Below are 20322 nucleotides of genomic sequence, written 5' to 3'. Positions count from 1 at the left end.
TTTATTTTGGTAGTTGCAAACGTTCGTCCACCAGTTATTAATAAGGGTGAAGATGGAGAAGGTAGCCTTCAGGTGCATCAAGACCCCGCAATGGTCATTGAAGGTGCTTTGGTAATCGCTGTCTATGGTAAAGGTGGTATCGGTAAGTCCACCACTTCTTCTAATCTGTCAGCCGCATTTTCACACCTTGGTAAGCGCGTTCTCCAAATTGGTTGCGATCCGAAGCATGACAGTACTTTTACCCTCACTAAGAGAATGGTTCCCACTGTCATCGATATTCTCGAAACCGTTGACTTCCATTCCGAAGAATTGAAGACTGATGACTTCATGTTTGAAGGTTACAACGGAGTCATGTGTATCGAGGCAGGAGGCCCCCCAGCAGGTACTGGTTGTGGTGGCTATGTCACAGGTCAAACTGTAAAACTTCTCAAAGAGCATCATTTACTCGAAGATACTGATGTTGTAATTTTTGATGTATTAGGTGACGTGGTTTGTGGTGGCTTTGCGGCTCCCCTGCAACATGCCCATTACTGTTTAATTGTGACTGCTAATGACTTTGACTCGATCTTTGCGATGAATCGGATCGTGGCAGCGATTCAATCGAAGGCAAAGAACTATCGTGTACGTCTTGGTGGCATTATTGCCAACCGTAGCGAAGGAACTGATCAGATTGATAAGTTTAATGAGCGTGTTGGTCTTAAAACCTTGGCGCATTTCCGCACTGTTGATGCCATTCGCCGCAGTCGTTTGAAAAAATGTACTGTGTTTGAAATGGAGCCTGATCCTGAAGTTTTAGAAGTGCAGCAGGAATATCTCAAACTGGCGAAGGGAATGCTAGAAAATGCTGAGCCTTTATATGCTCAACCCCTCAAGGATCGCGATATTTTCGATCTCCTTGGTTTTGACTAATCATCAAAAAAGCCCTCACTTAGTGAGGGCTTTTTGATTACAATTTATAAACGATTTTTTCACTTTACAATTTTAAAAAAATCAGATATCTTAAATATTGTGGGGCGATTAGGTGGGAACTTGAAACCTGATTGAGCGTTCTGCTAATCACAATATTTGTAAATGTCATAATGTCTAAAATTGACTTGTCACGCCTTAAATGGACTAAAAATGTTAATAATCCCGATGTGTGGGTATATCGACATGATGAAATTGGTTATCCTTCTCTAGTACCAGAGTTTAAGCTGCACTGGAATACAAAACATGATGCAAACTTTCGCAAACTCCAAGAAGGCGATCTGCTCCTGTTGCGCCAGCGTACAAAAGTAACGCACTTGGTTAAAGTTTTAGATGATCAAATTCATGATGATCCAAACCACCCTGACTTCGCGCTTACGCGCCGCGTTCAAGTGTTATGGATTGCCCCAGAATCGTTGCATACGCCAGATGCTCACATTTGGGATAATGCGCCTAGTCAGGATGATGTTTTTGGCTTTGACCTTAATCTACGTGGTGGTAAAGCTATAGAGCTTGATCATATTCAAAATCTGAATGAAGAGTTTAAAGATCAAGGTGGTTTAGCTGCATTTCAGAAACGTGTGGCTGAGAAACTGGGTTTGAAAGTGGAAGTTTAAAACTAAAAATAGAAAAGCCCTTGCTCAGCAAGGGCTTTTCTATTTTTAGTTTGTTCTATTTCTAACGCTTTTTGATGTCTTTTGCCATGTTGAGGAAGATATCCATGCTGGAATCTACGCGAGTATTAATTGGTTTTGGTTCAAATGTAGATTTGGGAGTCGATTCAGAAGCTTTGCTGCTAGAAACTCCTAGTTCAGAACCTTCAACCTTTTCAGTAGCAGAAACGATTTCTACGACTTCTGCGCCCTTAACACCATTAACGGTTGGGAATGTTTTTTTGACAGCCTTGGGTGTACGCATATAGTCAATGTCACCGAAGGTTTTAGCGGCATCCTGATCGAGGAAGTAGGAAGAGTCTGATTTGTTCGAGTCGTCGCTTTGATCTTTTTTGCCAAATAATCCGAAAAGTGCCATTGATTTATCCTTTTTGCTGAAAGTTGATAGAAATTTGTCTTTTTATTGCGATGTGTAACATTTTAGCAATATAAGTCTATAAAAATAAATAAATCGACAAATAAATCAATCAAACCCATACCTTTAGATGGTTGTTAAAAAATATAGGGGGTTAGCCGTAAAATAAGAACCCAATTTTTGATGGTGCGACAAAGCCGCACCATCAAAAATTGGGTTCTTTACTAAATTGCAGAACCCTAATCTATTGGGCAATGATTTTTTGAGCCTGAATGACAGTATGTACTTGCCAAGCGGATGCTGTATCTGGATAATCCAGTCGGAAATGTGCGCCGCGACTTTCAGTACGAAATAGGGCGGATTTGACTAGTAAATAGGCAAAATCAATCAGGTTGTGGGTTTCTACCCAAAGGCGTGTTTTGCTCCGCAGTGTCGAAATTTCTTTTTGGAGGGTTTGGATTTGGGCGATCGCAGTTTCCATCGCCTCGGCATTACGACAAATTCCTACCGATCTCCATGTTAGATCTCTTAGTTCTTGGCGAATAGCCGCAATCCGCTCTTGAGATTCCCCATGGAAATGGAGATCGGTAAACTTCAGTTCATCAAGGTTTGTGACCATATCTAGATTGCTCATTTGATTGTTGTGAATCAAATCCTGAGCGACCTTTTCGGCTAAACGCACCCCAAAGACAAAGCATTCTAAGAGTGAATTACTGGCTAGGCGATTTGCTCCATGAACCCCCGTGCTAGAACTTTCGCCAACTGCATACAAACCATTAATAGAACTAGCTCCCCATGTATCAGTAATGATCCCACCCATGCAGTAATGGGCGGCGGGAGTGACGGGGATCGGTTGTGAGAAAAGATCAATATGCCATTTTTGACAAATTTTGATGATGTTGGGAAAACGATAGGCAATGCGATCGCGATCAATCGGTGACAAGTCTAAAAATACTGTGGGTTCGCCAGTTTTTTGTAAATGCTGAAAAATAGCACGGCTAACTACATCTCGCGGCGCGAGTTCTCCCTCTGGATGATATTCAAAGGCAAAGCGATCTCCATTATGGTCAATTAAATGCGCTCCCTCGCCGCGTACTGCCTCGCTAATTAAAAATCTTGGTGCGCCTTCAATGGCTAAGGCGGTGGGATGAAACTGCACAAATTCGAGATCGCGTACCTTTGCGCCTGCACGCCATGCGATCGCTACGCCATCACCAGTACTAGCAGGAGGGTTTGTATTTTGGGAAAAGACTTGAGCGCCGCCACCCGTAGCAAGTACCGTTACAGGCGCAAGTAATCCTATAACCTTATTCGGATCTTGATGGAATTCGATACAGGAAACCCCCACACAGCGATCGCCTGATGGCGTTTTTTCTAGCAATAAATCGAGAACTAAAACTCCTTCTAAAACTTGAATATTGGGACGATCAACGACCCTTCTTGCCAAAGTGCTAACTAGCTCTCTCCCTGTGGCATCGGCAGCATGGAGAACCCGCCGCCTTGAATGGGCTGCCTCTAGGGTCAGGGCAAGGGACTTATCCTGTAGGCGATCGAAATCGACACCAAATTCTAAAAGTTTATGGATTTGCGGTTTAGCTTGGCTAACCAGCACTTCGACAGCTTCCCGTTCGCAAAGTCCAGCACCTGCACGAAGGGTATCTTCGATATGTAAATTAACTGAGTCATTGCGATCAATTACCGCCGCAATACCACCCTGCGCCCAATCACTTGCCGAGATTGTCAAGTTATCCTTGGTGATCAGCGCGATTTTCCAATCACGTTCTTGAGACGCATGATGATCACCCAAGGAGTCAGACAAAGAAAGAGCAGTATATAACCCTGCTGCCCCTCCACCAATTACAATTGCATCAAATTTTTTAAAGTCCACGCTCGATCGCCCTTCTTAAAACCCATAGAGTAAAGGGGCGCATTGCGCCCCTTTACTTACTAGTCTATTGCATCAAATTTCTTAAAAACCACACTTGCATGGTCTTCTTGAAGTCTATGTGCTTATAGTCTGTAGTTAGCGTTGTTGATACGTTCACGACCTAAAGACTCATCGGGCTTTTTGAGGGAGAACTTGTCAGCATTTGCTTTGAGGATTTCTTTTTGTGCATCACTCAACCCTGCAATGTTTAAAACCTCATCAAAGGATTTGTAAGGAGCATTCTCAATGATAATGCGACCTAATGTAGGATAAGCGCCACGTACTTCACGAAAAGCGTTGATATTAGCGTTATTTAAATCAATTTTGCTAGTATCTTGCGTGTAGAAGTTAGTAGGAGGTAAGTCTTCGGCAAATGCAGCGTTACTGCCAAAAGAACCTAAAAAGCCAGTTGTCCAAATTGACGCGATCGCCACTAATAAAACAGAAAAGCGTATCAGTGCTTTCATGCCTAAAATCTCTCTATTAAAAAAATAATTTATTCACTTTCGAGATTAGCAGAAAATTGCAAACCCCTAGCCACAGGTTCGCCAAATCAGGGATATGTAAACAATTGTCTCTATTTGTTAACTTCTCTTTACAAAACTTCAAGTTGATTTAAAGCTTCTCAAATCTGCCTAATCCCTGATGATGTAATGATCCCAGTCTTGATTTCGAAATTTAGGCTGATTGACTAGGTTTAAGTAACTATAAATAACTGCAAACTCAACAAGAGAGCGTAGGTACAATGACTGTCTAGAAAATGGGTGGGTAATTACAACGGTTACTTTTGATTATGTTAAGTCTCGAAAACTTCCCTTGGCTCACGTTTATCATCGCCTTCCCCATACTTATGTCTCTCTTAGTTGCCTTTGTGCCAGACAAAGGGGACGGCAAAACCATTCGTTGGTTTTCGCTAGTTGTGGGACTGATTGACTTCGCGGCGATCGCCTATGCTTTCTGCACGAAGTATGACTACAGCAACCCCAATTTACAACTCGTCGAGAAATACGCATGGGTTCCCGATCTGGGGCTAAATTGGTCAGTCGGCGTTGATGGACTCTCGATGCCCTTGGTCATGCTGACTGGATTTATCACCACATTAGCAATCTTGGCATCCTGGCCCGTCACACTGAAGCCACGCTTATTTTATTTCTTATTGCTATCGATGTATGGCGCACAGATTGCCGTCTTTGCCGTACAGGATATGCTGCTGTTTTTCCTGACATGGGAATTAGAACTCATCCCCGTTTACCTCTTGCTATCGATTTGGGGGGGCTACAAGCGTCTCTACGCCGCTACCAAGTTTATTCTCTACACAGCGATCGGTTCTCTGTTTATCCTTGTTGCAGGGCTTGCCATGGCATTCTATGGGGATACGATCTCCTTTGATATGCAAACCCTTGCTAACAAAAACTATCCCCTCACCTTCCAGCTACTCGCCTATGGTGCATTCTTGATTTCCTACGGGGTCAAGTTGCCGATTTTCCCTCTGCATACATGGCTACCTGACGCGCATGGTGAAGCGACAGCACCCGTCCACATGCTCCTCGCAGGTATTCTCTTGAAAATGGGTGGTTATGCCCTAATGCGGATGAATGCAGGGATGTTGCCTGAAGCTCATGCGTACTTTGCCCCCATCCTCGTAATTTTGGGGATCGTGAATATTATCTACGCTGCTCTTACCTCCTTTGCCCAGCGCAGCCTCAAACGCAAAATTGCCTATTCATCAATTTCCCACATGGGCTTTGTGCTGATCGGTTTAGCTTCATTTACCGATCTCGGAACAAGTGGGGCAATGTTGCAAATGATTTCCCACGGACTCATCGGCGCAAGCTTATTCTTCCTTGTGGGTGCAACCTACGATCGCACGCATACTCTGATCCTCGATGAGATGGGCGGAGTCGGTCAGCAGATGCCGAAAATCTTTGCTATGTTTACCACCTGTTCCCTTGCTTCCCTTGCTCTACCGGGGATGAGTGGATTTGTGGCGGAAGTGATGGTCTTTGTCGGCTTTGCTACTAGTGATGCCTATAGTGGCACTTTTAAAGTAATTGCCATCTTGCTCATGGCAGTGGGTGTGATCTTAACGCCTGTCTATCTGCTATCGATGTTGCGTGAAATTTTCTATGGCAAAGAAAATACTCAGCTCACATCTCATCAAGAACTTGTAGATGCAGAACCTCGCGAAGTGTTTATCATCGCTTGTCTCTTGATTCCCATCATCGGTATTGGGTTCTATCCCAAAATCGTTACTCAAATGTACGATTCGACCACAACTCAGTTAGCTGGTGTCCTCCGTGATGCAGTGCCAGTATTAGCTAATAAACGCGACAACAAACGTTTAGCAGCAATACAAGCGCAACCTGCACCGAGCTTGACTAAATAACAACAAAGAAGGTTCGCTCAGCGAACCTTCTTTGTTTCTAACGGTAAATTTGTTGATCTGCGTACTTGCGCCATGTCTAAGCTGTTGAAATTTCAGTTTAAAAGTATTACCCATCGCTTGATCTTTAGCTGTGTGGTGTCAGCGATCGCTATTTATGGAATTTCCTATTGGCACGCCCGTCAATTGCTGAAAAGTACGTTAGACAATTGGGTGCTGGGGTTTGCTCAATCACGGGTTAATGAGATTGCCCATGAACTTGATAGCAAATTATTAGCGATCGAAAAACAAGCGCTTAATCTCACACGATCGCTTCAAGCTCCAACTGTAAATTTCAATCCTAATTCTCAAAATAATTTAGAGCCACAACTCCAAATTGCCCTAGATCAACTATTCGCGCAACCACAGGTACAGGCGATCGCTTTAGTTGATATTCCTCAAAGTATTACAGATACTGCCAACAAGGGTTGGCAATATAGTCGGCAAGAGCAATTTCGCAATCTCGATCAAAATCGAGCTAACAATTGGTTAGCTCGATGTCAAAGCGATCGCCATGCAAATGATCAAATAAATTCTCAGGTTAAGCATCAGGCTTTTTGGACAAAACCACATTCTCTCAATAATAGTTCAGCGCAATTCAGCACTACCTATTGCATCGTGCTAACCCAAGCGACCAATCCTGCTACGACCAGAATCTTAGCGATCGCCATAGATTTGGATTGGCTCAAGGCAATGCTGAACCAGCAACCCTCCGTACAGTCCGATAAAGCATCCGATTTGGAGGTTAGCGAACCTTTTGCGATCGCGCCATTAGCAGCACCAGATCAACAATGGCTAGTCAAACCTAACAACTCAGAGTTATTCAAATCTTTGCAATCTTCGCAACAGGCATTGGTTAATCATATTAATGACGCTCCTAGCCAACGATCGCAAATTTCAATCAATAATTTCCAAAATAAGGTTATTGCTAAAACTATCGATTCTACGGATTGGATCGTTGGCATTGTGATTTCTGAAGAAAAGCTAGAGAAATTACGACAGAAACATCTTTGGCTCGTCATTTTCTCCATGTCTAAAGATATGGTGCTGATGTGTGTGGTAATTGCTTTGATCTCCCAATTGACCACCCGTCCCCTCCGCGCCTTAAATGCAAGTACGGAGGAAATGGCAAAAGGCAATCTGGATACTAATTTGCCCCCTGTTACTTCCAATGATGAAGTGGGGAGATTAACCCAATCATTTCGCCGAATGCGGGATTCTCTACAGCTTTATATCCACGATTTGCAAGAGACTACTGCTGCCAAACAGAAGTTAGAGAGTGAACTCTCGATCGCTGCCGAAATCCAGCGTACCATGCTACCCCGAACGAGTACCGTCAATAGCGTAAATTCTCCCTATGACATTTCCGCAGTCCTCAAGCCCGCAAGGATCGTAGGTGGAGATCTCTATGATTTCTTTTTGCTCGGTAGTGATCGCCTCTGCTTAATTATTGGCGATGTTGCCGATAAAGGTTTTCCATCAGCTTTACAAATGGCGCGTACCATCACCTTAATCCGCACCCTCAGTAAAGCCTTTAGTACACCCACAGAAATCCTACGGACTGTGAATATCGAACTATGCCAAGAAAATGAAGACTGCCTATTTGTGACGGTGTTTTGTGGTGTATTAGAACTGCAATCTGGTCGGTTTACCTATGCGAGCGGTGGACATGATGCACCGATATTAGTACGCGATCGCCATGTGCAGTATCTTGATTTAGAAACCATGCCCCCCTTGGGACTCTATGAAGATTCAGAATTTACCCAGCATGAATTTATGCTGCTCCCTAATGATTTAATTCTGTTTTATACTGATGGCATTACGGAAGCATTGAACTCGGAAGGAGAGCTGTTTTCAGATACAAGGTTATTGGAAATGATTACTTCCTATCCACCCACTAACCCAACCAAAGCAGTTCGCACCATTCAGCATTTTTGTCAGCAATTTGTGGGTAATGCTCCCCAATCCGATGATATTACACTCTTGGCGATGCAATACCTCCCATCAAATCCTTTTGCGGAAGTAGCTAATGTTATGGAATGGAACTTAACACTGAATAGTGAAATTACGGAACTAGAGGAATTAAAACAAAAGCTTGGACAAATTTTGCATGAGGCAGATCTACCAGTTGAGTTAATCGAAAATGCTCAGTTAATTGCTGAAGAAATTGTGGTCAATATTATTCAGTATGGTTATGACAATCGTAGCGATGGTTCGATTGATTTACGGATTGAAATAGCAGATCTAAAGCTAACCATGACTTTTGCCGACAGCGGTAAGCCTTTTAACCCTCTCACAGAGCTATCCACACCCGATTTAGATCGTGACGATGATCAGCGATCGCTCGGTGGCTTTGGCTTTTTCTTAGTCCAAGAGCTATCCGATCATTTAGATTACGCCTATAGCAGTGGCAAAAATATACTGACGGTTAGTCAGGCAATTTTTAATTGAGATTTTGCTAAGTTTGAGCAACAAAAAGCCTTATAAGGCATTCTCAAGCTAAACTACAAATTATTTTGCTCTCAAGATAAAATCTATGGCTTTGCAAATCCTGATTGACAATACTAGCCCCAACACACTATTCGTAGCATTGGACGGACAACTTGATACCTTGACCGCTAATGATTTAGAAACATCTATTCAAACTAATCTGCAACAGGATACTCAGACTTTAATTTTTGATCTTCAGAATTTGAGGTTTGTTTCCAGTGCGGGGCTGAGAGTATTTGCCAAAGCAAGAAAAACTCTAAAACTGAAAAATGGTAAGGTGTTTTTTACAAACCCCACGCCTCAAGTCAAAAAAGTATTTGATATTGTTAAGGCTGTTCCTATTTCTGAGGTATTTGCCAGCACTGAAGAGCTAGATGCCTACTTAACTGTGATGCAGACTGAAGTGGAAGATAACCAGTAAGCAGAGATGTTTTAGTCTTCACTTGGGGAGATATCTTTATTCCGTTGAGCAATACACATTAGTGATAGAGCTGCTTCGGAGGAATAGGGATTTATTCCCGATAAGAACTGACCTAGGCGATATCTCCAATGCGGTGGTTTCCCAATATTTCCAGAGAGTACATCAGCACCTACAGTATGGTTATGAGGGTAAAGCTTAACTTCAAAACCCATAGGTTCAAGGATGCTGCGAAATAAATTGGGTGTCACCCCATCTCCAGGTTTGTGATGTGTTTCAGTTGATAAAGCACAAAGCCTCTCTTCTTTGGGAATGTGAAGATTGCTTAAAAACATTTTATAAATTGCGAGTCTTACCTTATAAAACAGCATCGCAATGCCCTTAAAGTCCCAAGCAGTCAGTTGCGGATCATGATCAATTACTAAAAGCCCACCCAGACGGACAAGTCGAGCTGCTTCTGACAGAGCTTTGGACATATCATCACAATGATGTAGAGTTGCATTAACTGCAACAATATCGGCAAATTTAGAAACAAATGGAAGATTTTGGGCATCTGCTAATAGAGGACTATAGCCAATTTCTTTAGCCATTTCTAAGGCTCCGCGACTAACATCAACACCTATTAAAATCTTGGGTATTCCCCCAAGTGTGGCATATAAATTTCCTGGACCACAGCCAATATCAATGACTATTTTATTATTCCAGCCTCCTGTAGCAGCAATCCATCGTTCTTTAAAGTTTTCATGGCGATGACAGGAATCAAAATAGTTTTTTGCCCATTCTGGATGTCCGAAATAATAACTATTAGCTAAAAGCCAACAGCTAGGATCAGGAATTGGACATTCTGGAATAGCATTCTTATTGAAGCTAACAGCTTTATCCAATGACAGATATTCTTGCAAAATTTGAGCTTTTTCTTGTGACATGAGGTTTGTTTGATAAATGGTCTTAGACCATCAAATTAAAATATGAAATCAGGGAGATGTTTTGGAGATGATTAAAAACTAAATAAAAACCCTGTAATATATGCTGAGCAAATGCTACAGGGTTTTTATTTGGGCTTAATATATGAATAAATATTATCAAAAAAAATCAACAAATAAATATATAATGTTATTTAATAATGACTTTATAATGATTTTTGTTTTAAGCTAATTAGCATAGTTCCTTGACTCATTTACTATAGTTGGTTTTTATTTTTTTTGTACTGAAAGATATTTATGAAAAAATATATTCATTAAAAAATATATCTCTTTAGTGATTGACATCTTTATGATTTTGAGCAAAAAAATAATACAAATAGTTTAATTTTCTGACATAAATTTATTTTTTTACTTGTTATCTATCTTTAGGTCTATGAACTTATCCCTTTAGCCCTAAATTAGCCAAACATACGAAAAAAGAGAGTGCTTAGCACTCTCTTTTTTCGTATGTTTTTTTAGTTGGTTAAGTTGGATTAGAGACTAATAAGATTTATTAATAAATCTCGTAGTCTCAATAATCGTGATTTTGATATTCCCCAGATTATCGATGGTTACTTAAATCGAAGTCACGATGACGAAACCGAGAACACCGATGAAGATGACGAGGGCATAGAACTGCGCCTTGCCATTTTCAAAGTACTTTAAGCCTTCACCAGTAACGACAGTCACGAAACCTGCAAGGTTAACCACACCATCGACAATCTTGGCATCGACTTCTAGCACTTGGCGGGCTAGACGGCGGGAACCAATTACGAATACAGCTTCGTAAATTTCGTCAATGTACCATTTGTTCTTGGAGAGCTTGTATAGCGGTGCGATGGATTTGGCGATCGCACTGGGATCGATTTTCTTTTGCAAATACATCAAGATCGCTAGAGAAATTCCAATCAAACCAATACCAACGGAACTTCCACCCATTAATAGAAACTCAGGAGTGAAGCCTTCAACTGGTACTTCTGTGATTTTTTCTGATGGCGCATGGATAAAGTACTCGAAGTAATTACCCAAGGGTGTACCGACTAAACCAATCAGCATCGACGGAATTGCTAAGACCATCAGAGGGAAGGTCATCGTAATAGGCGATTCATGGGGCTTGCTAGCATGGTGATGTCCGTGACCATCATCAGCTTGAACTTCCTTGCCTACGGAGTTTTCCGCTTTGACTAAGGCAACAAGCTTCTTGTCAGTACCGCGAAAATCACCTTCAAAGGTGGTGAAATACATACGGAACATATAGAAGGCGGTGATCCCTGCGGTCAGGAAGCCAATTCCCCATAGAACAGGATTTGCCTTGAAGGTAGAAGCGAGAATCTCATCCTTTGACCAGAAACCAGCGAAGGGGGGAATCCCACTAATGGCGAGAGTACCGATAAAGAAGGTGATGGCTGTGATTGGCATGTACTTGCGTAATCCACCCATCACACGCATATCTTGCGCGACATCGGGATCATGTCCGACGACTTCTTCCATGCCATGAATGACGGAACCTGAACCGAGGAACATCATCGCTTTGAAGTAAGCATGGGTCATCAGGTGAAATAGACCTGCGCCGTACGCACCCACGCCCATACCCATGACCATGTAACCCAATTGGGAAACGGTGGAATAGGCTAAGCCTTTTTTGATGTCATTTTGCGTAATGGCGATACTCGCACCAAGGAACGCTGTAAATGCCCCCGTCCAAGCGATCGTATTCATCACCGCAGGAATTTCCTCAAATACGGGGAACATACGAGCGATTAAAAATACACCAGCAGCAACCATTGTCGCGGCATGGATTAATGCGGAAATTGGTGTAGGACCTTCCATTGCATCTGGTAGCCATACATGGAGTGGGAATTGTGCCGATTTAGCAGCAGGTCCCATAAATACGAGGATCGCAAATAGGGTAGCAAGTCCCACACTCAATCCACCCGACTCAACTAGTTGAGTCAGCTTTTCTCCCATTTCTGTGAATTCAAACGTACCTGTTGCCCAATACAAACCAAGTAAGCCTAGTAATAGCCCGAAGTCACCGACGCGGTTGGTGACGAATGCTTTTTGGCAAGCATCGGCTGCTCCTTTGCGATCGAACCAAAAGCCAATCAGCAAGTAGGAACACATCCCCACTAGTTCCCAGAAAATATAAATCTGTACCAAGTTGGGACTCACAACTAAGCCCAACATGGAGGAGGTGAATAAACTCAGGTAAGCATAGAATCTGACATAGCTGGGATCATGCGCCATGTAACCATCGGTATAAATTTGCACCAAGAAGGCAACGGTGGTAACGATGACGAGCATGAGTGAGGTGAGGTGATCGATCACAAATCCCATGTTCAGATGAAATAAGCCTGCTTGAGCCCACTCAAAGGTGTAGGTATAAGGAGCATGTCCTTGGATCTGACTCCAGAGTAGGTTAAAGGCGATGACGGCTGCGCCGCCTGTGGCGGATACGCTGAGGACAGACCAAAGCGATCGCAGTTTGTTGGTTGATTCGTTAAAGGTGATCAGTCCTGTGCCGATAATCAGTGCTGCGGCAAGTGGCAGCAGGGGAATCAGCCATGCGTATTGATATGCAAAGTCCATAGGTCGCGTTGAAACGCAAAGTTTACTGTAGAGACGCTTTTAAATGATTAGTGTACTACAGGGCGATCGGGCACGATGTGTTAACTATGAGCATTGTTACTTATGAAGCTAAAATTTTAGAAAAAGTTAATGCTTGACCTGCTATTGCGATCGCAATTAGGATTGAGTAAAGGCGGCGCGTTGCGCCGCTTTTATTTTTTGTAATCAATCTAGAGATACGACCTTGACTACATTTCCGCTATCACAACGCGCTCTGCAAACCAAAGAATCCCAAATTCGTGAAGCCTCCCGTTACTGCGAAAAATTTGGTGCAATTAATCTAGCCCAAGGTTTGCCTGACTTTCCTGCACCAGAAGCACTTAAGGAATCAGCTAGAGCAGCGATCGCGTCAGACTTTAATCAATATGCTGATAGCTGGGGCTGGGAAAAATTGCGCGTAGCGATCGCCGAAAAAATGCAACGGGATAATCAGATTACCGTTGATCCTGATACTGAAGTTACTGTATGTTGTGGCGCAACGGAAGGCTTAAATATTGCCCTGATGTCACTGATCGATCAAGGCGATCGCGTTTTAATTTTTGAGCCGTTTTACGAAAACTACATTCCCAATTTAGCAACGGTAGGCGGCATCCCTGAATTCATTACCTTGCAACCACCACAATGGGAAATTACCCAAGAAATCCTTGAACCTGCGTTTAAAAAAGGGATTAAGGCTGTAATCATCAATAGCCCTGCTAATCCTACAGGGAAGGTTTGGACAAGGACAGAATTGGAATTAATTGCGAAGCTCTGCCAGCAGTATGATGTCTATGCCATTACCGATGAGATTTACGAATACATCATCTATGAACAAGAGCATATTAGCTTGATGAGCATTGAGGGAATGCGCGATCGCACAATTGTAGTGAATGGCTTCTCGAAAACCTTTTGTATCACAGGTTGGCGCTTGGGCTATACAGTCGCCAACCCTATCCTAACTGCGGCTATGCGTCGCATCCATGACTTCATTACGATCTGTGCACCCGCCCCTCTACAACATGCAGCTCTTACGGCAATGCAGTTTGGACGCGAGTACTTTACCAACATGGCACTCGATTACAAACGCAAGCGCGATCTGCTTTATCCAGCTTTAGTCGAACTCGGTTTATCACCAGTACTTCCTAAGGGTGCATACTATATTTGGACTGATAGCTCAGCGATCGCCAAGGATGCCGAAAGTGCTGCCTTTCGTCTTGCCAAGGAAGCACTAGTAGCGGCTGTCCCCGGAACTTGCTTTAGTCATCCTGAACGGGATAAAGTAAATGGATTAAGGTTCTGTTTTGCTAAGAAAGATAGCACGATTGCATTAGCAGTTGATAATTTGCGTAAACTAAAATTATAGGCAATTATCGTAATTTTCAAATGAGTATGCACTCATTTGAAAATCCACAATCAATCCTAGTAAAAAACCAAGTTTTAATTTTGCTTTCAGTAAAATTAAAAACGCTATAAGAAAAGACTAAGGTTATTAGTCTTTTTTGCAATTTACATCGCTATGGTTAGGAGCAAGACTATGGTTGAGAATATAGAAACCAAGGCGATTATAGATATATCGACAATAGTGCAAAACTATCCAGAATTTGCTGATTTGCCGACTTTAAACGTTGATACATTTCAGGGTTTACGCCAATCAATCGATGATGATCTAGCATTTTCTGACCTAGTTACGATTTATCTAAATTCTGCGGAAAATTTGCTAGAAGAAATTCAAATAGCCTTTGCTAATCAAGATCCCAACCAGTTTAGCTTGTCATCCCATTCTCTCAAATCAACCAGTGCTAGTATTGGCGCGGTCAGACTGTCACAGATATGTAAATATTTAGAACATGTTGGTAAAACTGGAAATATCAATATTTCATCAGATATTTTGCATTTACTAACTAATGAATATGAACAAGTGATTCGGGCTATCCAAGTCCGTGTGATTGAGTTTATGGCAGAATAAGTGAGAAATTGACTTGGATTGTCTATATATGCAAGTTCCTGCGATCGCGATTACACCTTTTTCCCAGAAGCTCACAGCCCCACTTTTAAAACATGATATTTCGGTGTTACAGATCAACTTAGGCAAGATTTGCAATCTCGCTTGTAGCCATTGTCATGTAGAGGCAAGCCCCTATCGCACCGAGGAATTATCTCCAGAAATTTGTCAACAACTAATTGAAATCATTCAACGCTTTCCCCAAATCCAGACAGTGGATCTCACGGGGGGCGCTCCAGAAATGCTGTACGGATTTCGTGACTTAGTGAAAGCAGCAAGAGCATCGGGCAAAGAAGCGATCGCGCGTTCTAATTTGACAATTTATTTTGAGAAGGGCTATGAGGATATTCCAGAATTCTTTGCTCAGCATCAGGTGCGCGTGGTGGCTTCATTGCCCTGTTATCTTGAGGATAATGTGGACAAAATGCGTGGGAAAGGTGTATTTGATAAGTCAATTCAAGCTTTGCAATGGCTCAATCGCTTAGGCTATGGTAGCGATCCTCAGCTAATCATAGACTTGGTATACAATCCCCAACTTCCCACTGCTAATAAATTTTCCCTTGCTCCCAATCAACAGAATTTACAAGCCGCTTACAAAGCCCATCTTCAAGAGCATTTCGGCATTGTTTTTAATAACCTATTTACAATCACCAATCTTCCCATTGGTAGAAGTAAGTTCCATTTACAGCATCGCAAATTAGAAGAGGAATATACATCTTTCTTAGAAACCAATTTTAATCCGACTACACTCGGTCATGTCATGTGTCGCAATCAGCTTTCAGTGGATTATCAAGGGAATATCTATGATTGCGATTTTAATCAGATGGAAGACCTGCCAGCGCGATCTCCTCATGGAGAAGTTCTCACTATTGCCAAAATTCTAGAACAGGGAACTTTAGATATTATCCAAGAAATTCAAACGGCTGACTACTGCTATGGCTGCACCGCAGGCAGTGGATCTAGCTGCGGTGGTGCATTATTGTGACGCAATAAAACCCAGAAGAGAGTTACGCCGTAACTCTCTTCTGGGTTTTATTGACATAGAACATAAACGTAACTACAGTAATTACATGGTATGGCATATTAATTATTGCCTGTATTTCAGTCATGACAAAACCGTCGCGAATTCATAGCATCAAGCTCATTTCAATTGGTAACTCTAAAGGTGTCAGATTACCCAAAGTTATTCTGCAAAAGTATGGATTTTCAGACACGTTACTTTTAGAAGAGACTGAGCGGGGTATTTTATTGCGCCAAATGGATGATGCAAAACTATCTTGGGAGGAAACTTATCAAGAAATGGCTCAGGAGTGTGAGGATTGGGAAGATTTTGACAATACGCTGCTAGATGGATTGGAGATGAATGAAGTCGGTTCCTAAAAGATATGAAATATATTTTGCGGATCTCAATCCTACATTAGGCAGTGAAATCAGCAAAATTCGTCCTGTGGTTATCATCAGTCAGGATGCGATGAACTCGTTGTTAGACACAGTAGTTATTTGTCCATTAACTTCTAAACTTCATCCAAAATGGCGCAGTCGTCTTCAGATTATTTGCGCTGGTAGCGAGGCGGAGATTGCCGTTGATCAAATCCGTACTATTAGCAAAATTCGTCTAAAAAACAAGATTGACTCTTTATCTGCAGATCAGGCTGCTCAATTAAGAAGGATAGTTACAGAAATGTATGGAGAATAGCTAAGCAACGATTTATGGCAGCGTGGCTTTGCCGCGCTGCCATAAATCGCAGAACCCTAAGGAACAGTAACAACATCTAGTAAGCGCTGAATAATATTCTTAGGCGATCGCCTACCTGCGACAATAATGCGATGTCCTAACACGTAGGGTGCGAGAAACTTGACATCATCGGGTAGCACATAATTAGATTGGCGACTAGGATCGAGCGCTTGCTGGATTAAGGCATAGCTCTGAGCCGATCGCAATAATGCAGAAGTCCCTCTAGGACTCACACCGAGAGTAATCTCTTCATCATTGCGTGTTGCCCGCACCACATTGACAATGTATTCGCTAGTTGCATCACTGACAGGTACTTGAGTCGCAAGATTACGAATTTCTAGAACTTCTTCAGGGGTAATACATGGTTCTAAGTTCGCTGAGCCAATTTGCCCCGATTGCAATCTTTTGAGCATTTCCAATTCTTCAACTTCACTGGGATAGCCAATGCTAAAAGATAACGCAAAGCGATCAAGTTGTGCCTCTGGTAATGGAAAAGTACCTTGATATTCAATTGGGTTTTGAGTAGCGATCGCAAAAAATGGTGAAGGAACCTTACGCGAGATGCCGTCAACCGTTACTTGCGTTTCTTCCATTACCTCCAGCAATGCCGATTGAGTACGTGGAGTAGCACGATTAATCTCATCAGCTAACAAGACATTCGCAAAGATTGGTCCTGGCAAAAACTGAAATTCTCCCTTTTGAGGATTCCAAATATTTGTACCTGTAATATCTGTGGGTAATAGGTCAGGTGTACATTGCACCCGTTGAAATTTCCCAGAAATAGAAGCAGCGAGAGATTTTGCTAGTAAAGTTTTACCTACCCCCGGGACATCTTCGAGCAAGGCATGACCACCCGAAAATAGCGCCACTAAAACTAGTTGAATCGCTTCATCCTTGCCAACGATCGCCTTTGCTAGATTGTCAACTAACTGTTGTATTTTGAGTTGCTTTTCCATATTTTGCTCGTAAAAACCTATGCCGATCTATAAACCGCGCAAGCTGGACTAAATTTACTGATTATGGCTTGCTTTAGCGTAACACCATCATGATTATGACTGAGGGTTCCGCGATTTAATATAGTTATTGTCGCTTGTGTTAAGACAAAATCAAAACCCAAGAAGAGAATGGTGGCGCAATGCGCCGCCATTCTCTTCTTGATAAGAGGATTGTGTCCCCGCCGAAGGCGGAGACACAATCCTCTACTTCACTAGATTGGTATATGCATCAATTTTTAAAAATGGACAATGTAATCGGTCGCTATGCTTGGGGCATTCGCTGACTCTCTTGTTTGTCTGCTAAAATCAACAGCGTGAGGACTCAGGAGTTACATGGCTGGATATACGCTGGTTTTAGCGATTTTGATCTTAGGCGGCATTATTGCGACGCTAGGCGATCGCATTGGCACTAAGGTTGGTAGGGCGCGACTTAGCATGTTCAACCTGAGACCGCGTGACACCGCTACCTTAGTGACGATCGCCACAGGTGGCATGATTTCTGCGTCAACGTTAGGAATTTTGTTGCTCCTTAGTGGACAGTTAAGGGATGGACTATTTCGTTTAGAAAGCATTCGCTCAGAGCTATCAAGCAGTCAACAACAAAAGCAAAAAGTTGAGACTGAGCTAAATGCCGCTAAAAATGAACAGGAAAAAGCCCAACAACGCTTAGGAGAAATTAACAAGTCTTTAGTCCAAGCAGTGCGTAAGCAAGCAGAAACTCAGGCTTTGTTACAAAATGTCGAAACCAAATTTCAAAAGGCAGATGAAGAACTCAAAAAGGCTTCCCAACAAGAAGCAGATTTGCGCGATCGCATTCAAAATTTGACCAAAGAGCAAGAAAATCTTCAAACTGAAAGCAATCAACTGCGACAAGAGAAAGAACGGATTTCGGGTGAACTCGCAAGTATTTCCCGCGATCGCGAAACCCTTAAACAAAAAGTTGATGAATCAGAGCAGCGGTTGGTTGCGATCGAAAAACAACGAGTTGATCTCACCTCCGAGATCGCCTCTCTAGAATCCGCCCGCGAACAATTGATCATCAGTCTTGAGGCTCTACGCAAAGGCAACGTAGCCATTTTTGCCGATCAGATTTTGTCAATCGGGGTGGTGCGTCCTAATTTAAGCAATGCGGAATTGCGTCAAGCCAGTATCCAACTATTACAACAGGCTGAGCGTAATGCCCGTGAGCTTCTTGATTTTCTGCCCGATCAAGCACCCAAGGAACCAGTCATCAGAATTACCGATGCTCAAATTGAAGGATTGCTGAATCGGATCAAAGATGGAAAGAGCTATGTGATTCGGATTCTCTCCGCAGGCAATTTTTTGAAGCGGGAAACTCAAGTAGCGATCGCTGCCGATGTCACCCTCAATCGTCAGATCTTTGCACGGGGCGATGAAATTGCTACTCTCCAATTTATGCCAAACCTTACACCACAGGCTTTAGCATCACGTATCGAGCAACTATTTCTATTAGTAAGTTTTCGGGCAAGGCGTGAGGGTGTACTAGCAAATCCTGTCACAGGCAAAGTCGGTAACTTTCCCCCTGATGCCCTAACCGAACTTTTTAGAGTTGCTAGTGAGCTTAAATCGACCTACGAAATTAGGGCAGTGGCAAAGGAAGCAATTTTTCCTGCTAGTTCGCTCACTCTAGAGTTAGTTATCCGTCAAAATGGTATTGAAATTGCTCGGTTCAGTTAACCCCAATTAGAAGCCGACATGTTGTGCTGCGAACCCTAAATATTGCAAATTCAAATATATTGAAAATATATTTATGGCAAAAATATCTTTATGCGATCGCTGTGATTTTTACTCGCACACTAACCTATTAGTCTGTGCTGTACATCCCTATGGACCAAAATGGGGAGTCTGCTCAGATTTTGTATCCGCTGATTTGTGGGAACCCGATGATCCCAATAGTTATGATCCCGCTATGGAAGCTGAATGTGGTTGGCATCCTATCTTTACAGGAAAATGTCCTGAATGCCGTACCGCATTCTCGCGCCTCAGATTGCCACCAGAGCAATGGCGTTGTAAATGTTGTGGTTGGGAAGACGATCTGTAATCAAAATTTGCTGGGCAAATTTTGATTACTCTTTGCGATCGTTGCCATAGACATCGCGACCTTTAATATTTTCGATGGTATTAAGTACTGCTGCTGAAGCTGCCATGATGTCTCGCTCTTCGCCACCAAGATATAAACGCCCAAAACTACCTACTGCAACAATTTCCAAAATATTAATTGAAGCCGCTTTCTCCGCCTCATTGGCAGCAAGGGCGGCATAGGCAGCAGGCTCAACTTCCATGATGTATAGAGTTTGCCCCGACAAAAGCATCTGTCCACGACGAAAGCGGTTAATCAGTTGAGTTTGATGGGCATCAACATTACGAATAATTTGGCTAGATAATAATCTTGGCTTAATCCGATCTTCCTCAGTTACGCCCAACATTTGCAGAATTGCTCTGCCTGCGGCTTGGGTTTCGCCTTGACTCGCAGAATGAATTTCTAACAAGCCGTACAAACGCTCAACAATCTGCACCCCTGGTCTAACCGATGTGGACTTGAGGGCTACATCGGTAATACGGTTAATTTCAATGCCAGGAGAAATTTCAATCCAAAGTGAGGTGTCACCTGGTAAGGGTAAAAATCCTTGTGCGATCGTTCCTAAATAAGCAGCATGTTGTCGCTGTAAGTTGTCCAAGTAGACATAGCTGCGTAAATCGATACCCAAAAAATTTTCTCCCACTAGGCTTTGACTGGGGTTGACTGAC

19 protein-coding genes are annotated in these 20322 nt (G+C 42.7%); 12 read left to right on the top strand and 7 right to left on the bottom strand.

The annotated features are described in order from the left end of the window. Positions 1-36 precede the first annotated feature (36 nt). Both bchL and NMG48_RS03965 read left to right on the top strand, forming a co-directional pair. Positions 37-909 carry a ferredoxin:protochlorophyllide reductase (ATP-dependent) iron-sulfur ATP-binding protein gene (bchL, locus tag NMG48_RS03970; RefSeq protein WP_345961240.1) on the top strand — a complete coding sequence of 291 codons (873 nt, stop codon included), beginning with the start codon at positions 37-39 and terminating at the stop codon, positions 907-909. A gap of 170 nt (positions 910-1079) precedes the next feature. Continuing rightward, entirely contained in the window at positions 1080-1583 is a 504-nt protein-coding gene (locus tag NMG48_RS03965; protein ID WP_271254079.1) for a hypothetical protein, read from the top strand. A 61-nt stretch (positions 1584-1644) separates the two neighbouring features. Here NMG48_RS03965 and NMG48_RS03960 read toward each other — a convergent pair whose 3' ends face one another. The 3 genes from NMG48_RS03960 to psbU form a co-directional block, all read right to left on the bottom strand. After that, positions 1645-1998, bottom strand: coding sequence for a hypothetical protein (locus NMG48_RS03960; protein ID WP_126388269.1), 354 nt, complete (start codon positions 1996-1998; stop codon positions 1645-1647). Between the two features lie 241 nt (positions 1999-2239). Then, entirely contained in the window at positions 2240-3883 is a 1644-nt protein-coding gene (gene nadB / locus NMG48_RS03955) for an L-aspartate oxidase (protein ID WP_271254078.1), read from the bottom strand. A gap of 122 nt (positions 3884-4005) precedes the next feature. After that, entirely contained in the window at positions 4006-4389 is a 384-nt protein-coding gene (gene psbU, locus NMG48_RS03950; protein WP_271254077.1) for a photosystem II complex extrinsic protein PsbU, read from the bottom strand. A 326-nt stretch (positions 4390-4715) separates the two neighbouring features. On the opposite strand from psbU, the gene NMG48_RS03945 reads away from it, so the two are divergent. From NMG48_RS03945 to NMG48_RS03935, 3 genes are all read left to right on the top strand, one after another. Further along, positions 4716-6308: an NAD(P)H-quinone oxidoreductase subunit 4 gene (locus tag NMG48_RS03945; protein ID WP_169362619.1), complete on the top strand. Its 1593-nt coding sequence runs from the start codon at positions 4716-4718 to the stop codon at positions 6306-6308. A 72-nt stretch (positions 6309-6380) separates the two neighbouring features. Then, a complete protein-coding gene (locus NMG48_RS03940) occupies positions 6381-8795 on the top strand; it encodes a SpoIIE family protein phosphatase (protein WP_271254076.1) in 2415 nt (804 codons plus the stop codon). Between the two features lie 85 nt (positions 8796-8880). Beyond that, on the top strand, positions 8881-9255 hold the full coding sequence (locus NMG48_RS03935; protein WP_271254075.1) for an STAS domain-containing protein: 375 nt from the start codon (positions 8881-8883) through the stop codon (positions 9253-9255). 11 nt (positions 9256-9266) lie between these two features. On the opposite strand, the gene NMG48_RS03930 is transcribed toward NMG48_RS03935, so the two are convergent. Continuing rightward, positions 9267-10178, bottom strand: a complete 912-nt coding sequence (locus tag NMG48_RS03930; RefSeq protein ID WP_271254074.1) for a class I SAM-dependent methyltransferase — start codon at positions 10176-10178, stop codon at positions 9267-9269. A gap of 612 nt (positions 10179-10790) precedes the next feature. Then, positions 10791-12803 (bottom strand): NAD(P)H-quinone oxidoreductase subunit 5, encoded by a 2013-nt coding sequence (locus NMG48_RS03925; protein ID WP_271254073.1) that lies wholly within the window; start codon positions 12801-12803, stop codon positions 10791-10793. Positions 12804-13026: 223 nt separating this feature from the next. On the opposite strand from NMG48_RS03925, the gene NMG48_RS03920 reads away from it, so the two are divergent. From NMG48_RS03920 to NMG48_RS03900, 5 genes are all read left to right on the top strand, one after another. Continuing rightward, the gene (locus NMG48_RS03920) at positions 13027-14184 is read left to right on the top strand and encodes a pyridoxal phosphate-dependent aminotransferase (RefSeq protein ID WP_271254072.1); all 1158 of its coding nucleotides are present in this window, start codon (positions 13027-13029) and stop codon (positions 14182-14184) included. 171 nt (positions 14185-14355) lie between these two features. Beyond that, positions 14356-14787 carry an Hpt domain-containing protein gene (locus tag NMG48_RS03915; protein WP_271254071.1) on the top strand — a complete coding sequence of 144 codons (432 nt, stop codon included), beginning with the start codon at positions 14356-14358 and terminating at the stop codon, positions 14785-14787. Positions 14788-14815: 28 nt separating this feature from the next. Further along, on the top strand, positions 14816-15808 hold the full coding sequence (gene arsS, locus NMG48_RS03910) for an arsenosugar biosynthesis radical SAM (seleno)protein ArsS (protein WP_271255233.1): 993 nt from the start codon (positions 14816-14818) through the stop codon (positions 15806-15808). Positions 15809-15930: 122 nt separating this feature from the next. Next, the gene (locus NMG48_RS03905; protein ID WP_271254070.1) at positions 15931-16203 is read left to right on the top strand and encodes an AbrB/MazE/SpoVT family DNA-binding domain-containing protein; all 273 of its coding nucleotides are present in this window, start codon (positions 15931-15933) and stop codon (positions 16201-16203) included. After that, a complete protein-coding gene (locus tag NMG48_RS03900) occupies positions 16187-16519 on the top strand; it encodes a type II toxin-antitoxin system PemK/MazF family toxin (protein ID WP_271254069.1) in 333 nt (110 codons plus the stop codon). Before NMG48_RS03905 ends, NMG48_RS03900 begins: the two co-directional genes overlap by 17 nt. A gap of 56 nt (positions 16520-16575) precedes the next feature. Here the strand turns inward: NMG48_RS03900 and NMG48_RS03895 are convergent, their stop codons facing one another. Further along, a complete protein-coding gene (locus NMG48_RS03895; protein ID WP_271254068.1) occupies positions 16576-17514 on the bottom strand; it encodes an AAA family ATPase in 939 nt (312 codons plus the stop codon). A gap of 372 nt (positions 17515-17886) precedes the next feature. On the opposite strand from NMG48_RS03895, the gene NMG48_RS03890 reads away from it, so the two are divergent. Both NMG48_RS03890 and NMG48_RS03885 read left to right on the top strand, forming a co-directional pair. Then, a complete protein-coding gene (locus tag NMG48_RS03890; RefSeq protein ID WP_271254067.1) occupies positions 17887-19251 on the top strand; it encodes a DUF3084 domain-containing protein in 1365 nt (454 codons plus the stop codon). A gap of 73 nt (positions 19252-19324) precedes the next feature. Next, positions 19325-19615 carry a hypothetical protein gene (locus tag NMG48_RS03885; protein ID WP_126388243.1) on the top strand — a complete coding sequence of 97 codons (291 nt, stop codon included), beginning with the start codon at positions 19325-19327 and terminating at the stop codon, positions 19613-19615. A gap of 25 nt (positions 19616-19640) precedes the next feature. Here the strand turns inward: NMG48_RS03885 and NMG48_RS03880 are convergent, their stop codons facing one another. Further along, positions 19641-20282 carry a hypothetical protein gene (locus NMG48_RS03880; RefSeq protein ID WP_126388241.1) on the bottom strand — a complete coding sequence of 214 codons (642 nt, stop codon included), beginning with the start codon at positions 20280-20282 and terminating at the stop codon, positions 19641-19643. Positions 20283-20322: the final 40 nt, after the last annotated feature.

The organism is Pseudanabaena sp. Chao 1811 (genome assembly GCF_027942295.1).
In the GTDB taxonomy this organism is placed as follows: domain Bacteria; phylum Cyanobacteriota; class Cyanobacteriia; order Pseudanabaenales; family Pseudanabaenaceae; genus Pseudanabaena.
This window is presented reverse-complemented; position numbering and strand designations above follow the sequence as displayed.

Excerpts from the sequence above, each read along its gene's own strand:
- NMG48_RS03965 (WP_271254079.1), top strand. The coding sequence starts at position 1,080 with ATGTCTAAAATTGACTTGTCACGCCTTAAATGGACTAAAAATGTTAAT.
- NMG48_RS03960 (WP_126388269.1), bottom strand. The coding sequence starts at position 1,998 with ATGGCACTTTTCGGATTATTTGGCAAAAAAGATCAAAGCGACGACTCG.
- psbU (WP_271254077.1), bottom strand. The coding sequence starts at position 4,389 with ATGAAAGCACTGATACGCTTTTCTGTTTTATTAGTGGCGATCGCGTCA.
- NMG48_RS03945 (WP_169362619.1), top strand. The coding sequence starts at position 4,716 with ATGTTAAGTCTCGAAAACTTCCCTTGGCTCACGTTTATCATCGCCTTC.
- NMG48_RS03940 (WP_271254076.1), top strand. The coding sequence starts at position 6,381 with ATGTCTAAGCTGTTGAAATTTCAGTTTAAAAGTATTACCCATCGCTTG.
- NMG48_RS03935 (WP_271254075.1), top strand. The coding sequence starts at position 8,881 with ATGGCTTTGCAAATCCTGATTGACAATACTAGCCCCAACACACTATTC.
- NMG48_RS03930 (WP_271254074.1), bottom strand. The coding sequence starts at position 10,178 with ATGTCACAAGAAAAAGCTCAAATTTTGCAAGAATATCTGTCATTGGAT.
- NMG48_RS03925 (WP_271254073.1), bottom strand. The coding sequence starts at position 12,803 with ATGGACTTTGCATATCAATACGCATGGCTGATTCCCCTGCTGCCACTT.
- NMG48_RS03915 (WP_271254071.1), top strand. The coding sequence starts at position 14,356 with ATGGTTGAGAATATAGAAACCAAGGCGATTATAGATATATCGACAATA.
- arsS (WP_271255233.1), top strand. The coding sequence starts at position 14,816 with ATGCAAGTTCCTGCGATCGCGATTACACCTTTTTCCCAGAAGCTCACA.
- NMG48_RS03905 (WP_271254070.1), top strand. The coding sequence starts at position 15,931 with ATGACAAAACCGTCGCGAATTCATAGCATCAAGCTCATTTCAATTGGT.
- NMG48_RS03900 (WP_271254069.1), top strand. The coding sequence starts at position 16,187 with ATGAAGTCGGTTCCTAAAAGATATGAAATATATTTTGCGGATCTCAAT.
- NMG48_RS03895 (WP_271254068.1), bottom strand. The coding sequence starts at position 17,514 with ATGGAAAAGCAACTCAAAATACAACAGTTAGTTGACAATCTAGCAAAG.
- NMG48_RS03890 (WP_271254067.1), top strand. The coding sequence starts at position 17,887 with ATGGCTGGATATACGCTGGTTTTAGCGATTTTGATCTTAGGCGGCATT.
- NMG48_RS03885 (WP_126388243.1), top strand. The coding sequence starts at position 19,325 with ATGGCAAAAATATCTTTATGCGATCGCTGTGATTTTTACTCGCACACT.